The organism is Streptomyces sp. MAR4 CNX-425 (assembly GCF_048656465.1).
Classification (GTDB): Bacteria; Actinomycetota; Actinomycetes; order Streptomycetales; family Streptomycetaceae; genus Streptomyces.
This window is the reverse complement of sequence record NZ_JBMDLF010000014.1, coordinates 90,416-106,628: the sequence shown is the minus strand read 5'-3', so window position 1 is coordinate 106,628 and position 16,213 is coordinate 90,416. Positions and strand designations below refer to the sequence as shown.

The following is a 16,213-nucleotide window of genomic DNA, read 5'->3' as shown; positions in this document are numbered from 1 at the left end:
ACCGGAGGGATCGAGACGACGTGACGAGGCAGCAGCCGCTCATCCGCCCGGGCGCGAGCACAGCGACCGGCAGCACACCGGCCCTGGGCCTGCCCCGGAGGCTCGCCCCCGGGACGGCCGACCGCCCCGCCCTGCTCGGCGCCGGCGGCACCGTCTCCTACGGGGAACTCGCCGCCCGCACCGACGCGCTGGCCGCCGCCCTGCACGCGGCCGGCGCGCGGCCGGGCGAGCGGGTCGCGATCTGGATGGCCAAGCGCCCCGCGTACGCCGAGGCGGTTCTCGGCGCGCTGCGCGCCGGGTGCGCCTACGTGCCGCTGGACGGCGGTCAGCCCGCCGCCCGCGTCGCGACCGTGCTCGCCGACGCCGAACCGGCGGTCCTCTTCACCGACTCCGGGCACCTGGCCGGGCTGGCGGACGCCGGCCTGCCGGCCTCGGTGCGTACCGTCGTCGTCTACGACCCCGCCGCGCCCGGCGCCGCCGTGCCCGCCGCCGCGCCGGCCTGGGCCGGGAGCCACCGGGTGCGCTCCTGGCGGGAGTTCACCGCCGGCGCGGGCGAGCCGCCCGCCGGGACGCCGGACGACTCGGCGCTCGCCGCGATCCTCTACACCTCCGGCTCCACCGGCGTGCCCAAGGGCGTGCAGCTCTCCCACCGCAACCTGCGGAACTTCGCCGGCTGGGCCGGGGACGAGCTGGACGTCGGCCCCGAGGACGTCTTCGCCAACCACGCCTCGTTCAACTTCGACCTCAGCACCTTCGACCTCTTCGTCGCGCTCGCCGCGGGGGCGGCGCTGTGGATCGTCGGCGACGACGAGGCGCGCGACCCCGGCGCGCTCGCCGCGGGCATCGCCCGGCACGGCGTGACCGTCTGGTACTCGGTCCCCTCGGTGCTCCACCTGCTGACGGACTCCGGCGCGCTCACCCCCGCGGCCGCCCGCAGCCTGCGCTACGTGCTCTTCGCCGGCGAGGTGTTCCCGCTGCCGCAGCTGCGCGAGCTGGCCGCCCTGCTGCCCGCGGACACCGCGCTGTACAACCTCTACGGCCCCACCGAGACCAACGTCTGCACCTACCACCGCGTGCGCGACGCGGACCTGGCCGGCGACGGCCCGCTGCCCATCGGCGGCCCCATATCCGGCGCCCGGCTGCACCTCGTCGACGAGCACGGCCGCGAGGTGTCCGGCTCCGGCGAGCCGGGCGAGCTGGTCGTCGAGGGCGTCTGCGTCACCCCCGGCTACTGGCGCCGCGCCGCCGACCCGGCCGCCGCCGAGCACCACCGGGGCCGCCACCGGACCGGCGACCTGGTGAGCGTCGAGGACGGCCGGCTGGTCTACCGCGGCCGCCGGGACCGCATGGTGAAGCTGTCGGGGCACCGCGTCGAACTCGGCGAGGTCGAGGCCGCGGTGCTGGCCCACCCCGCGGTCGCCGACGCCGCCGCGGTCGTCGACGACAGCGGCAAGCGGCCCCGTATCGCGGTCTTCTACGCGCTGCGGCGGGGAGCCGAGCCGCCGGGCCTGATCGGGCTCAAGCGGCACTGCGCCGAGCGGCTGCCGCGCTACATGCTGCCGCAGCGCGTCACCCGGCTCGCGTCCCTCCCGCGCAACGCCAACGGCAAGACGGACTACCGCCGCCTCACGGACGGCGCCCCGGCCCGCCGGACGCCCGCGCGCCGCGCTCCCGAACCGGCGACGCTCATCGACGTCCTCCGCCGGCACGCCGGGACCCGGCCGGACGCCCTGGCGTACCGCTTCCTCACCGACACCGACGGCGCCGCCGAGTCGTGGACCTATGGGGACCTCGACCGCCGGGCCCGGACCATCGCGGCGCGGTTGCAGGAGGAAGGGGGAGAGGGCGTACGGGGCCGGCCCGTCCTGGTGCTCCAGCCGCCGGGCCTGGAGTACGTCGCGTCCTTCCTCGGCTGCCTGTACGCGGGCGCGATCGCCGTACCCACGTACCCGCCGGACGCCGGCAGGGTCAGCCAGACCATGCCGCGCCTCGACGCCATCGCGCGGGACGCGCGGCCCGGGCACGCGCTGGCCACGGCGGAGCTGGCCCGGCTCGCCCGCGACTGGCACGGCGCGCGGGGCCGGACGGACCTCGGCCCGGTGCGGTGGATCGCCACGGACACACTGGCGGACGAGGGCGGCGACCGGGCCGCGGCGTGGCGGCACCCCGGGGCCACGGCCGGCGACGTGGCGTTCCTCCAGTACACGTCCGGGTCGACCGCGGTGCCCAAGGGCGTGGTCATCGGGCACGACAACCTGCTGGGCAACATCCGCTCGATCCACCGCCACTGCGGCCACGGCGAGGACTCGCAGCTGGTGTCGTGGCTGCCGCCGTATCACGACATGGGTCTCGCCGGCGCCCTCATGGAGCCCCTCTACGGCGGCTTCCCCGCTCACCTCATGGCGCCGCTGACGTTCCTGCGGAGCCCGGAGACCTGGCTGCGCACCCTCTCCGACACCGGCGCGGACACCAGCGCCGCCCCGAACTTCGGCTTCGAGCACTGCATCAGCAGGATCCCCGCGAGCCGGCTGGAGACCCTGGACCTGAGCCGCTGGCGCATCGCCGTGAACGGCGCGGAGCCGGTACGGGCCAAGACGCTGGAGCGGTTCGCCGAGCGCTTCGCGGCGTGCGGGTTCGACGCCCGTACCTTCATGCCGTGCTACGGGCTCGCCGAGGCGACCCTGATGGTCGCCGGCATCCGGCCGGCCGAGCGGTTCTCGGCCGGGGTCTTCGCGTCCGCGTCGCTGGAGCGCGGCGCGCCCCGTACCGCCGGAAGCGAAGCCGGACGGACGACCGAGGTGGTCGGCTGCGGCACCCCCATCGACGGCCACGAGGTGAGGATCGTCGACCCGGCCACCCGGCGGCCGGTACCCGCCGGCGAGGTCGGGGAGGTCTGGGTGGCGGGCCCGGGCGTGGCGCGCGGGTACTGGGGCCGCCCCGACGCCACGGCGGAGTCCTTCGCCGTGCCGCTCGCCGGGGACGCCGACGGCACCGGATACCACCGCACGGGGGACCTGGGCTTCGTCGGCGACGGGCAGCTGCACGTCGTCGGCCGCATCAAGGACGTCGTGGTCGTGGACGGCCGCAACCACCACCCGCACGACATCGAACTCACGGTGGAGCGCGCGGCGTCCGCCGGCCGGGTGGGGAGCAGCGCCGCGTTCGGCGTGACGCTGGACGGCGCCGAGAGGCTCGTCGTGGCGTACGAGGCGGAGGGCCGGCCCGACGACCCGGACGGGCTGCTGGCCCGGCTGCGTACCGCGATCACCGCCGAGCACGAGGTGGCCCCGCACGCCGTCCTGCTGCTCCGCAAGTCCGCCATCCCGAAGACGACCAGCGGCAAGACCCGGCGCGGGGCGTGCCGGGACGCCTTCCTGTCCTTCGGACTTCCGGTGCTGGCCGCCAGCGTCAGCCGGGACACCCCCCTCGCCCCCGGTCCGGCCGCGGCGCGGGACCGCGCGCAGGTGACGGCGGCGGTGGCGGCCGCCGTACGCACCGCGCGCGCGGCGACGGCCGACGGCCGTGCGCCGGACGGGGAGACGGGTCCCGACCCGGACCCGGACACGGCCGCGGACACGGCCGTCGCCGCCCGCGGCTTCCGCGAACTCGGGCTGGACTACGCCGCGCTGCTCGACGCCGTCGGCGCGGTGGAGCGGCGGCTCGGCCGCGCCGTCGCGGTGGGCCCGCTGCTGGCCGCCCCCCGGGTTGGGACCCTGATCGACCAGTGCGCGGCGGCGGCCGGGCCGTCCGGCGCGCCGCCCGCGCCCGCGGACGTCGAGCGCTGGCTGGTCGAGCGCATCGCGCACGGCCTCGGCCTGTCCCCGGCGGCGGTCGACACCACCCGCCCGTTCACCGCCCTCGGCCTCGACTCCAGGCAGGCCACCGCCATCGCGGCGGAGCTGGGCGACCGCGTCGGCCGGCCGGTGAGCACCGGCGTCGTCTTCGACCACCCGACCGTCCGGCAGCTCGCGGCCCACCTCGGCGGGCCGGACGCCGCCGCCCGTACGGCACCCGTGCCCGCCCCGGCTCCCACTCCGGCTCCGGCCCCGGCGGGCGTCCCGGGCGGCGCCGAGCCGGTCGCGATCGTCGGCATGGCCTGCCGCTTTCCCGGCGCCCCCGACGCCGACGGCTACTGGCGGCTGCTGGCCGACGGCAGGGACGCGGTCGGCGAGGTGCCCCCCGAGCGCTGGGACGCCGACGCGGTGGACGCCCCGCGCCACGGCGGCTTCGTCCACGGGGCCGACCTCTTCGACGCCCCGTTCTTCGGCATCTCCGCCCGGGAGGCCGACCGCATGGACCCGCAGCAGCGGCTCCTGCTGGAGCTGGGCTGGCGGGCCTTCGAGGACGCCGGCGTCGCCCCGACGCGCGCCGCCGGCAGCGACACCGGCGTGTTCATCGGCATCAGCAGCAGCGACTACGCCGAGTTCCAGATGCGCGACCTCGACGGCGTCGACGTCTACGGCGCCACGGGCAACGCGCACTCCATCGCCGCCAACCGGCTCTCCTACGTGTTCGACCTCACCGGCCCCAGCATGGCCATGGACACCGCGTGCTCGTCGTCGCTGGCCGCCGTGCACGCGGCGTGCCAGAGCCTGCGCGCCGGCGAGTGCCGCGCCGCGCTGGCCGGGGGCGTGAACCTGCTGCTGGCGCCGGGGCTGTCCGTGGCGTTCGCCCGGGGCGGGATGCTCGCCGCCGACGGCAGGTGCCGGGTCTTCGACGAGGCGGCCGACGGGTACGTCCGGGGCGAGGGCGCCGGGCTGGTGCTGCTCAAGCCGCTGTCGGCGGCGCTCGCCGACGGCGACCGGGTCTACGCCGTCGTCCGCGGCTCCGCCGTCGGGCACACCGGCCGCGGCAACGGGCTGACCGCGCCGAGGGGCACGGCCCAGCGCACCGTCATCGAACGGGCGCTGGCCGGCGGCGGGATCAGCCCCCGCGACGTCGGGTACGTGGAGGCGCACGGCACCGGCACCGTGCTCGGCGACCCCGTCGAGTGGGAGGCGCTCGCCGCCACCTACGGCCGCCGCGACGGCGCCGCACCCTGCCTGGTCGGCTCGGTGAAGGCCAACATCGGGCACCTGGAGGCCGCGGCGGGCATCGCGGGCCTCATCAAGGCGGCGCTGGTCCTGCACCACCGCCGGGTGCCGCCGCAGCTGCACCTGAGCTCTCCCAACGGCCGCCTGGCGTGGGAGTCGTCGGGACTCGCCGTGGCCACGGGCCCGCGCGACCTGGCCGCCGAGGGGACGGTACGCGCGGGAGTCAGCTCCTTCGGCTTCGGCGGGCAGAACGCGCACGTGGTGCTGGAGAGCGCCGACGCGCCCGCCGGGCCCGCGCCGCGGGCGCCCGAGCGGCCGGTGCACGCGGTGTGCCTGTCGGGGCACACCCCGACCGCGCTGACGACCCTGGCCCGCCGCTACCGCCTCCACCTGGCGGCCCACCCCGGCCAGCCGCTCGCCGAGCTGAGCCACGCCGCCAACACCGCCCGCGCCCACCTCGCGTACCGCGCGGTCGTCACCGCCGGCTCCGCCGGCGCGCTGGACCGGGAGCTGGAGTCGCTGGTACGCGGAGACGCCTCCCCGGCGGTCGTCCGCGGCGCCCCGGCCGGCCGGCGGACCCCGTCCGTGGCCTTCCTCTTCTCCGGCCAGGGCAGCCAGTACGCGGCCATGGGCCGCCCGCTCCACCGCGACCACCCGGTCTTCGCCCGGACCCTCGACCGCTGCGCCGAGGTGCTCGACCCGCTCCTGGGCGTCCCGCTGCTGGAGTTGCTGTGCGACGACGCCGGGGCCGACCGGCTCGCGCGCACCCGGTACTGCCAGCCGGCGACGGTGGCGCTCGAAGTCGCCCTGGCCCGGCTGTGGGAGTCGTACGGCATCCGGCCGGCCGCGGTCCTCGGGCACAGCATCGGCGCGTACAGCGCGGCCTGCGTCTCGGGCGCCCTGTCGCTCGACGACGCGCTGCGGCTGGCCGCCGTGCGCGGGCGGCACATGGACGCGCAGCCCGGCGACGGCGCCATGATCGCCTGCACCGGCGACGCCGGGCTGATCCGTACCGTCGCGGACCCGTTCGCGTCGGTCGCGGTGGCCGCTGTGAACTCCCCGGCGCACCTGGTGCTGTCCGGCGCGGACCGGGAGATCCGGGCCGTGGCCGAGGAGCTCCGGCGGCGGTCGGTCGAGGTGCGGCCGCTGCGCGTCTCCCACGCCTTCCACTCCAAGCTGATGAGCGGGGCCGCCACGCCGCTGCGCGAGGCGGCGCTCCCGCTGCGGACCCGCCGCCCCGCCGTCCCCTGGGTGTCCGACGCCACGGCGCGGCCCGTCGAGCGGATGGACGCCGACGCCTGGGTGGAGCACATGCTCGGCACGGTCCGCTTCGCGGACGGCTTCGCGGCCCTGCGCGACCTGGGCTGCGACGCCTTCGTGGAGGTCGGCCCGCAGCAGACGCTGCTGGCCCTGGCCCGCGCCAACACCCCCGAGGCGGAGCGGGAGTCGGCCCTCTACGTCTCCTCGCTGCACCGCGGCGACCCCGCCGGGGCGGCCTTCTGGCGCTCCCTCGGCCGGCTGCACTGCGCCGGCGCCGAGGTGGACTGGCCGGCGGCCGACCCCGGGCGCCGGGCCGCGGGCGTGCCCGTGCCGCACGCGGTACTGGAGCCCCGCCGCCACTGGGTCGCCGCGCCGCCGGCCGCCCGGACCGCGGCGCACAACGGCGCCCCCACCCCCCGTACAGCCGCCCCGGCGCACGCGTCCAGCACCCCTTCGATGCCCGCCGGGCACGGGCGCCGGGGCGGCGCCGCGGCACCGGCACCGGACCCGGACCCGGCGCCGGGCAACGGCACCGGCACGCGGGTGGCGGGCGGCGGCGTACGCCACGTGCTCCTCGCCCAGCTGGCGCGCGTCACCGGCTTCCCGGCCGAGGAGATCGCGCCGCACGCCCGGCTCGGCGCCGACCTGGGCTTCGACTCGCTGATGCGCGGCGAGCTGGAGCGGGCACTCGCCGGGCAGGCGACCTTCCTGCGGCCCGACGCGCGCCGGTCGCTGCCCGAGGACCCCACCGTCGAGGACGTGGCACGGGCGCTGCACAACGGCCACCCCGCCCCCGTACCCGCGGCGGAGGCCGCGGCCACCGGCCAGGAGACCCCGGCACCGCCGCCGCCCGCGGGGCCGGCGGCGACGCCGGAGCGGTCCTTCGAGGAGTCCGCCGAGTACCGGGAGCTGGCCGGGCGGCGCCGGGCCGCGGAGGCCGCCGGCCACAACCCGTACGGGCGGCTCCACGAGGGCTTCAACGGCGTCCGCGCCACCGTGGACGGGCGGGACGTGGTGAACTTCGCGGCCTTCAACTACCTCGGCCTCTCCCACCACCCGCGGGTGCGGGAGGCGGCGAAGGCGGCGGTCGACCGGTACGGCACCTCGGCCTCCGCCACCCCGCTGCTGCTCGGCGAGACCCCGTTGCAGCACGAGCTGGAGCGCGAGATCGCGTCCTTCCTCGGGACCGGCGCCGCGGTCGTCTTCGCCGGCGGCCACGCCACCAACGTCGCCACCGTCGGCCACCTCTTCGGGCCGCAGGACCTCATCCTGCACGACGAGTTCAGCCACGACAGCACGGTGCGCGGCAGCATCCTCTCCGGCGCGCTGCGCCGCCCCTTCCCCCACGGCGACCTGGCGGCCCTCGACCGCCTGCTGGGCCGGCTGCGCGACCGCCACCGCCGGGTGCTGATCGCCGTCGAGGGCGTCTACAGCCAGGACGGCGACGTCCCCGACCTGGCCGCGCTGGTGGAGCTGAAGAAGCGGCACGGCGCGATGCTGATGGTCGACGAGGCGCACTCCGTCGGCGTGCTGGGGAGCACCGGGCGCGGGCTCGGCGAGCACCACCGCGTCGACCGGGCGGACGTCGACCTGTGGATGGGCACGCTCAGCAAGGCGCTGGGCAGCCTCGGGGGCTACATCGCCGCGAGCACCGCGGTGGTGGAGTATCTGAAGTACACCGCCCCCCTCTACATCTTCAGCACCGGCATCGCCCCGGCGTCCAGCGCCGCGGCGCTGGAGGGGCTGCGCGTACTGCGGGAGGAGCCCGGGCTCGTGGCCCGGCTGCGGGCCGTCGCCGACCACTTCCGGCAGGGCGCGCGGGAGCGCGGCCTCGACACCGGCCTGTCGCACGACTCGGCCATCGTGCCGGTCATCACCGGCGACTGGCAGCGGACCATGGCGCTGTCCCGGTCGCTGCTCGACCAGGGCGTCAACGTGATGCCGATCGGCTACCCCGCCGTCTCCCGCGACCAGTGCCGGCTGCGGTTCTTCCTCAACGCCGGCCACCGCGTCACCGACCTCGACGACACCCTCGACCGGCTGGGGCAGGCATGCCAGACGATGTGACAGCTGACCGCGCCGGCGGAGCCGGCGACCGCCCGGCCGACGTCCTGATCGTCGGCGCCACCGGGTTCATCGGCAGCCGGCTCGCCCGGCGCCTGGTGGCGCACGGCGACCGCGTCCGGGTGCTGGTGCGCGCCGGCAGCGACCGGTCCGGGCTGGCCGGCCTGCCGGTGGAGTTCGTGGTGGGCGACCTCGGGGACCCGGCCGCGCTGCGCCGGGCCGCCGACGGCGTCCACCGCGTCTACAACTGCGCGGGCCTCTCCGCCGACTGGGCGCCGCGGGTGGAGTTCCGGCGGGTCAACGTCGACGGCTGCCGCAACCTGGCCCGGGCCGCCGGCGACGCGGGCACCGTGCGGCGGCTGCTCCACGTCAGCACCACCGACGTCTACGGCTATCCGGCCCGGCCGTGCGACGAGAGCGCGCCCCCGCGCGACATCGGGCTGCCCTACAGCAGCAGCAAGGCGCGCGGCGAACTCGCCGTCCGGGAGGAGGCCGCGGCCGCCGGCCTGCCGCTGACCGTGATCCGCCCGGTGTCGGTCTACGGGCCGGGCAGCAAGGACTTCGTCGTCGAGATCGCCGGCCTGCTGCTGCGCGGCCAGATGGTCCACATCAGCCGGGGCACGGCCCCGGCCGGGCTGCTGTACGTGGACAACGCGGCCGAGGCCATGATCGCCGCCTGCGAGAGCGCGGACACCGTGGGCAGGGCGTACAACCTGCGCGACACCGAGGAGACCACCTGGCGCGAGTACGTCGCGGCCCTCGCCCGCGGCCTCGACGTACCCCAGCCGCGGCTCAGCCTGCCCCGCCCGGTGGCGATGGGCGTCGCCTGCGCCTCCGAGGCGGTCTACGGAGCGCTGCGGCTCACCTCCCGGCCCCTGCTCACCCGGCACGCCGTCAACCTCTTCAACCGCGACCAGTCCTTCCCGGTGGGCCGGGCCCAGGCGGACTTCGGCTTCAAGAGCACCGTCACCTTCGAGGAGGGCATGCGCCGCACCCTCGACTGGCTGCACTCCGCGGAGGGACGCGCCCTCCTGCCGCGCGGGAGGCGGGACGCATGACGGGGCCGGCGGGCGGATCGGCGGTGCCGGCGGCGGCGCCGGCCGGGGCGGCGGTGGCGCCGGGGCGGACCGGAGCGGGGCCGCCGCCGCTGCGCGGCGGGTGGTTCGCCGGGGTGGAGCCGGCGGACGACGGCGCCGCCGCGCTGCGGCTGGTCTGCTTTCCGTACGCGGGCGGCGCCGCGTCGGCGTTCCGCGGCTGGGCGCCGCACCTGGGCGGGCACGTGCAGGTGGTGCCCGTGCTGCCGCCCGGCCGCGGGCTGCGGCTGGGGGAGGCCCCGTACACCGCCATGGAACCCCTGGTGCACGACCTGGCCGACGCGCTCCTCGGGCAGGGCCTCGCCGACGACTACGCGGTGTTCGGGCACAGCATGGGCGCCCTCGTCGCGTACGAGGTCTGCTGCGAGCTGCGGCGCCGCGGCGCCGCCGGCCCCCGGCACATGTTCGTGGCCGCGAGCCGGGCGCCGCACTTCTACGGCGGCGGGGGCGGCGCCCTGCTGCCCGCCGGGGAGCTGCGGAAGGTCGTCGGCGACCTCGGCGGGCTGGGCCCAGGCGGGGGAGTGGGCGACGCGTACCTGGAGCGCCGCCTGCCCGTGCTGCGCGCCGACCTCGGGATGTGCGAGGGCTACCGGTGGACGCCGCGCGAGCCGCTGGACTGCCCGATGACGGCGTTCGTGGCGGGCGGCGACCCCGTCGCCCGGCCCGCCGAGGTCGAGGCGTGGCGGGAGTACGCCGCCGGGTCCTTCGTGCGGCGGGACGTCCCGGGAGGCCACTTCTTCCTCCTCGGCGCCGCGCGCCCCCGGCTGTGGCAGGAGATGCGCCGCGACCTCGCCCGGTACCGCGCTCCCGGAGCGGCTGCGGACACCGGCCCGCTTCCCGCCCGCCGCCCCGGCCCGTCGACGGAGGAACACTGACATGATCGCGCTGACCCTGGCCAAGATCGCATCCACCTCGCTGCTCGGCACCGTCGTCACCGCGCCGCGCCCGCCCGCCGGCGGCGGCAGCGGCCGCGGCGGCCCGGGCGGCGGCGCCGGCGGCGGCGGTTCGCGGCACAAGGACCTCGCCATCGACGTCGGGCAGTGGCTGCTGGAGAAGCAGTTCGTCACCGACAGCGGCACCTCCGACCCGCCCGGCGACCTGGTCTCGCTGGCCTACGCCATCGACGCCGTGACGGCGGCCCTCGTCATCCACCTCGGCGTCAACAAGCTGCGCACCGGCCGGATCAGCCCGAGTGGCTGGCGCGGCTACGCCGACGCGGTCACCCACGCCCTCAGCTCCGCGCCCGCCTCGTCGCGGACGCCCAGCCCGGTGGCCCTCGCCCTCTCCTACGTGATCACGTCGCGTGTGCCGGCGCCCCGCGCCGGGCGCGGCGGGGTCGCACCGTGACAGCCGTCTCCGGCCGGTGAGGCCGGCGCACCCCCTCAGCCGCAACCAGACGCGACCAGGCAGGAGTGGAGAATGATCCCCAACCAGTGGTACCCCATCGCCCGCACCAAGGACCTCAGGAAGAAGAAGCCGACCGGGATGACCCGGCTCGGTGAGCGGCTCGTGGCCTGGCGCGACATCGACGGCAACGCGGTCGTCCAGTCGGCGCGCTGCCCGCACAAGGGCGCCGACCTCGGCGCCGGGCGCATCAACCGCAACGCGGTGGAGTGCCCGTACCACGGCTTCCGCTTCGGCCCCGACGGCGCCTGCACCGCCGTGCCGTGCCTGGGCCGGGACGCGCACATCCCCAAGTCGCTGCGCATCTTCAACTACCCCGTGCGGGAGCGGCACGACCTGGTGTGGATGTGGTGGGGCGAGCGGCGCGCGGAGGCGGACCTCCCGGACCTCGACGTGCCGCCGGAGATCACCCGCTGGAAGGGCGTCCACATCACCGGGTCCTGGTCGCAGCCGGTGCACTACACCCGCTACATCGAGAGCATGCTGGAGTTCTACCACGCGCCCTGGGTGCACCGCGGCTCGTGGTTCAACTACCTCGACTACATGTTCCTGTACGGCACCGCGCGCAAGCTCGGGCTCGACGGCCGCCAGCGCTACTTCGAGGCGTGCCGGGTGACCAACCACCGCACGGAGGTCGACGCCGACGGCACCACGCTGCGCTCGTCCTTCGAGCTGGGCCGGGAGGACGACCCGGACTCCGGCGAGCCCCTCAAGATCGTCTTCACCTTCCCCGGCACGGTCCACGTGATCAACCGGAAGTTCGACATCACGATGTGGCTCACCCCCATCGACGACGACCACACGCAGGTCCTGTTCCGCTGGTACGAGGCCGAGAGCCTGGCCCCGTACCTGCGTTCCCGGACCCTCCGGGCCGCCGCGCCCGGCATCGCGCTCGGCATGCAGCGGTGGATCGGCGAGCGGCAGGACATGCGGGTCGTCCTCGGCCAGGAGCCGAAGATCAGCCAGCGCGGCGAGAGCAGGTTCGTCGCGGCGGACGAGATGAACGCCCGCTACCTGTCCATCCGCGCCAAGCTCATCCAGCAGGCCCACCGCGACGCCGCGCCCGCCGGGCCCGTCCCCGCCGAGCCCGCCGGGGACCCCGCCGCCCACGTCGCGCCGGCGGACCCGGCCCCGTCGAACGGCGCCGCGCACCGGGAGGCGGCCGCCAACGGCTCCGGCGTCGCACGCCGCGGCACGGCGGCCAAGCGCCGCGCGGCGGCGCCCGGCGGCACCGCCCGCCGGAACACCGTCCCGGCGGGCGTCGAGCGCGACGCCGGCTGAGCCGCCGGCCACCCCACCCGCACCAGCCCCTCCGCAACCCAGGGATGCCAGCCATGACCACACCCGTGTCCCCAGACGACGTCGACAGGCGCGCCGGCAAGCCGATGGCCGGCCCGCTCTCCGTCGCCAAGATCGCCACCTCCTCCGAGATGCCCGTGCTCCTGATGCTGTCCAGGCGCCTGATCACACCGGTCTACCGGGCCGCCTTCCTGGTCGCCGCCTCCAGCAGCGGCATGCTGGGCTGGCTGGCCAAGCGCCCGTGCGACCTGGAGACGCTGGCCGACAAGCTCGGCATCGACGACACCGGGCCGCTGCGCGTCTGGCTGGACATCGGCGTCCGGCTCTCCGTGCTCGACTTCCGGGACGGCTGCTACCGGCTGCGCAGCCGTTCGGCGAAGCTGCTGGCCCGCGTACGGCACGACGCGTCGGCCGCGGCCCTCGAAGAGGTCCTGCGCTACCACGTCCCGGCGCTGCTCAACGCCCCGGAGATGCTGCGCGAGGGACGGCGCTTCTCGCTGTCCGACCAGGACGGCACCGTCATCGCCCGGTCCACCCGGGTGGTGGAGCCCTTCGTGCACATGGCCCTGGACCGGGTCGTGCCCCGCAGCGGGCCGGTCCGGCTGCTGGAGGTGGGCTGCGGCAGCGGCGTCCACGTCCGGCACGCCGCCTCGCTCAACCCCCACCTCACCGCGCTGGCCATCGACATGCAGACCGACGTCGTGAAGCACGCCATGGAGAACATGGCCGAGTGGGGCCTGGAGGACCGGGTCGAGGTGCGCGAGAGCGATCTGCGCACCCTCGAATCCGGCGCCCGGTTCGACCTGATCACCCTGCACAACAGCATCTACTACTTCGCCGAGGAGGAGCGGGTGCAGGCGCTGGCCCGGGCCCGCGGACTGCTCACCCCGGGCGGCCGGCTGGTGCTGACGACCGCGTGCCAGGGCGGCCACGTGAGCCTCGACATGCTCAACCTGTGGCTGGAGTGCGCCGACTTCGGCGGTCCGCTGCCGCACGAGCGGGATCTCGTCGACCAGCTGCGGGAGGCCGGCTTCGCCGAGGTGACGGCGTCCCAGGTGATTCCCGGCGAGCAGTTCCGCGCCTTCGTCGGCACCAACGAGCGGGCGCCTGCGAGGGCCTGAGGGAGCCGGGAGGGATCACATGACCGCCTACGCCGAGAACGCCGGCGGCGACGCCGGGACGCCGGTGACGACCGGGACCGGGAAGGCCGGGAGGACCAAGGGGACCGGCGGGGCCGGCGGGAAGCAGCGGGCGGCGCGGGCGACCGCCGCCCCGGCCGCGCGGCCCCCCGCCCCCCGGGCGCGGCGTGCCGCGAAGCCCCGGGGCGCGGAGAATCCGTACCGCCGGGACGTGGTCGTGCTGAACGGCCGCCGGGCGCCGAAGACCGGCGTCCTCGGGGGCAAGGGAGCCCAGCTCGACGAGCTGACCGGGCGGGGGCTGCCGGTGCCGCCGGCGTTCTGCATCACCACCGGGGCGTTCCGCCGGTTCCTCGACGAGACGGGCCTCGCCGGAAAGATCCGGGACCTGGACCGCCCCGCGATCCGGGAGCTGGTGCTGGCCGCCCCGGTGCCCGCCCGGCTGGCGGAGCTGATCCTCGACGCCCACCGGAAGCTGGGCGGCCCGCGCGTGGCCGTCCGCTCCTCGGCCGGCAAGGAGGACTCCGGCGCCCAGTCCTTCGCCGGCCAGCACGACTCCGTGCTGAACGTGGCCGGCGGGGAAGAGCTCCTCGACGCCGTCAAGACCTGCTGGGCGTCGCTCTGGTCGGACCGCGCGGGCGTCTACCGCCGCCCCGGCGAGGCCGGCGAACCCGACGACGCCATGGCCGTCGTCGTTCAGGAGATGGTGCAGGCCGAGGTCAGCGGCGTGCTGTTCACCGTCGACCCGGTCGGCGGCCGGGAGCACCGCATGGTCGTCGAGGCCTGCCACGGCCTCGGCGAGGGCCTGGTCTCCGGGCGCGTCTCCAGCGACTTCTTCGTCGTCGACGACCGCTCCCTGGAGGTCGTGGACAGGCGCATCCGGCACAAGGTCGTCAAGTGGGCACCCGACGCGTCCGGCGCACTGGGCATGGCGAAGGTCGAGCCCACCGCGCGCAGCGCCCCCTGCCTGACCGAGGCGCAGCTGGCCGAGCTGGGCCGGCTCGCCGTCGGGATCCGCGAGCACTACGGCCGCGAGCAGGACGTCGAGTGGGCGCTGCGCGACGGCACGTTCCACCTGCTCCAGTCCCGGCCGGTCACCGCGCACGCGGCGCCGGCGCGCTCGCGCAGCCCGTACCTCACACCGCAGCCCGACGACATCCACCGCGGCACGCTGTGGTCCCGCATGGACATCGGCGAGATCTTCGTCGGCCTGATGACCCCGCTGGGCCTGAGCTGGGCCCGCTACCACCAGGACAACGTCCACGGCCCTTGCGCGGGCACCATCGGCGCCCGCGACCTCGGGGACTCCGCCAAGTACATCGGACACCACCGGGGGCACATCTACCTCAACGTCTCCTACCACGCCCACCTGCTCGGGCAGTGCCCGCCGACCAGGGACCAGGGGCACTTCACCAAGCGGTTCACCAGCGAGGAGGTGGACCTCGGCGGCTACGAGAACCCCTTCGGCCGCTACCCCGGCGGGCTGAAGGGGCTGCGCTCCGCCAACTTCTGGCTGCGCACCACGGTGGCCGAGCTGCGCGGGATGAAGCGGCGCGCGGAGGGGATGCAGGCCGCCCGGCTCTACGAGTTCGACCGCTCCCGGCACCTGGACCTCAGCCGGCTCGACCGCGGCGACCTCTCCGTCGAGCTGGAGCGCTACCTGTTCAACTACCACGAGATGCACGTCGGCTACATGCCGTACTACATCAACGCCTTCGGCGCGTACGGCCTGATGACGGAGCTGTGCGCCAAGTGGCTCGGCGACGACGGGAACTACCTCCGGAACCACCTCAAGATGGACATGTCCAGCCTGCGCACCGTCGAGTCCGCGCGCGAGCTGTGGACGCTGACCCGGGAGGCCGGGCGGCAGCCGCGGGTGCTGGACATCATCCGGCACACCCCGCTGGCCGAGGTGGAGCGGGCGCTCCTCGACGACCCCGCCGGGCGCGCCTTCTGGGACGCGCACATCGAGCCGTTCCTGCGCATGAACGGCGTCCGCGGGCATCAGGAGATGGAGCTCACCCTCCCCCGCTGGGTGGACGACCCGTCCTACATCTTCCAGATGATGCGCCGCTACTCCGAGGACGGCCTGTCCGTCGAGGACGTCCTCACCCGCGACCACGGCGAGACCCGCCGCACGATCGACAAACTGCTGGCGCGGCTGCCCCGCGCGAAGCGGGCCACCCTCGCCCGGGTGATCGAGCTGTACGTCACCTGCAGCGAGCTGCGCGAGGTCGCCAGGATGGCGATGATCACCCCGGTGTGGCAGGTGCGCAACGTCGTCTACGACGTCGGCCGCCGCCTCGCGGCCGAGGGGCTGCTGCACTCCGTGGACGAGGTCGCCTACCTGGACGTCCACGACATCAGGGACTACCTGGCCGGCCGCGTCCCCGCCCGCGAGGTCTTCGTCAGGGACCGCATCGAGGAGGCCAGGCGCCTGCACGAGCACCACCGGCGCCAGCCCGAACCCGCGCTGACCTTCATCGGCGAGGACGACTCGCCGCCCGCCCCCGCCGCTCCCGCGAGCGTCACGGACGGGCACTCGCTCCGCGGGCTCGGTGCGAGCCCGGGCCGCGCCGTCGGCAGGGCCCGCATCATCGAGGACCTGACCTGGCAGGCGGACGAGCTCCAGCAGGGCGAGATCCTCGTCACCCGCTACACCGACGCCTCCTGGACCCCCCTGTTCGCCATCGCCGGGGCGGTCGTCACCGACATCGGCTCGATGCTGTCGCACAGCTCGATCGTCTCCCGCGAGTTCAACCTGCCGTCCGTCGTGAACACCAAGCACGCGACGCAGCGCATCAACACCGGCGACACGGTCGTGGTCGACGGCGACACGGGCGTCGTCGAGATCATGCGCGCCGGCGCCGCGCCCGGCGCCCACCCCGACCCCGACCCCGCGTAGCCGAGACCGAGGAGAGAG

General features: G+C 76.0%; 7 protein-coding genes. All 7 read left to right on the top strand.

Annotation, left to right across the window (positions count from 1 at the left end; all coding sequences use genetic code 11):
- The first annotated feature begins 20 nt into the window (after window positions 1-20).
- The 7 genes from ACHZ99_RS30685 to ACHZ99_RS30655 all read left to right on the top strand — a co-directional run bounded on the left by ACHZ99_RS30685 (window position 21) and on the right by ACHZ99_RS30655 (window position 16,195).
- Complete coding sequence (locus tag ACHZ99_RS30685) at window positions 21-8,360, top strand: amino acid adenylation domain-containing protein (RefSeq protein ID WP_420308092.1); 8,340 nt, start codon at window positions 21-23, stop codon at window positions 8,358-8,360.
- Window positions 8,357-9,415, top strand: coding sequence for an NAD-dependent epimerase/dehydratase family protein (locus ACHZ99_RS30680; protein ID WP_420308091.1), 1,059 nt, complete (start codon window positions 8,357-8,359; stop codon window positions 9,413-9,415). Before ACHZ99_RS30685 ends, ACHZ99_RS30680 begins: the two co-directional genes overlap by 4 nt.
- Entirely contained in the window at window positions 9,412-10,326 is a 915-nt protein-coding gene (locus ACHZ99_RS30675; protein WP_420308090.1) for a thioesterase II family protein, read from the top strand. The genes ACHZ99_RS30680 and ACHZ99_RS30675 overlap by 4 nt, the downstream gene beginning before the upstream one ends.
- A 1-nt stretch (window position 10,327) precedes the next feature.
- Window positions 10,328-10,798 (top strand): hypothetical protein, encoded by a 471-nt coding sequence (locus ACHZ99_RS30670; RefSeq protein ID WP_420308089.1) that lies wholly within the window; start codon window positions 10,328-10,330, stop codon window positions 10,796-10,798.
- Window positions 10,799-10,870: 72 nt separating this feature from the next.
- Window positions 10,871-12,136 carry a Rieske 2Fe-2S domain-containing protein gene (locus tag ACHZ99_RS30665; RefSeq protein ID WP_420308088.1) on the top strand — a complete coding sequence of 422 codons (1,266 nt, stop codon included), beginning with the start codon at window positions 10,871-10,873 and terminating at the stop codon, window positions 12,134-12,136.
- A 53-nt stretch (window positions 12,137-12,189) separates the two neighbouring features.
- The gene (locus tag ACHZ99_RS30660) at window positions 12,190-13,275 is read left to right on the top strand and encodes an SAM-dependent methyltransferase (protein ID WP_420308087.1); all 1,086 of its coding nucleotides are present in this window, start codon (window positions 12,190-12,192) and stop codon (window positions 13,273-13,275) included.
- Between the two features lie 19 nt (window positions 13,276-13,294).
- Entirely contained in the window at window positions 13,295-16,195 is a 2,901-nt protein-coding gene (locus ACHZ99_RS30655) for a PEP/pyruvate-binding domain-containing protein (RefSeq protein ID WP_420308086.1), read from the top strand.
- Window positions 16,196-16,213 lie beyond the last annotated feature (18 nt).

What these genes read in the sequence shown, in the direction of transcription:
- ACHZ99_RS30675 (WP_420308090.1), top strand. Translation starts at nt 9,412, where the DNA reads ATGACGGGGCCGGCGGGCGGATCGGCGGTGCCGGCGGCGGCGCCGGCC.
- ACHZ99_RS30670 (WP_420308089.1), top strand. Translation starts at nt 10,328, where the DNA reads ATGATCGCGCTGACCCTGGCCAAGATCGCATCCACCTCGCTGCTCGGC.
- ACHZ99_RS30665 (WP_420308088.1), top strand. Translation starts at nt 10,871, where the DNA reads ATGATCCCCAACCAGTGGTACCCCATCGCCCGCACCAAGGACCTCAGG.
- ACHZ99_RS30660 (WP_420308087.1), top strand. Translation starts at nt 12,190, where the DNA reads ATGACCACACCCGTGTCCCCAGACGACGTCGACAGGCGCGCCGGCAAG.
- ACHZ99_RS30655 (WP_420308086.1), top strand. Translation starts at nt 13,295, where the DNA reads ATGACCGCCTACGCCGAGAACGCCGGCGGCGACGCCGGGACGCCGGTG.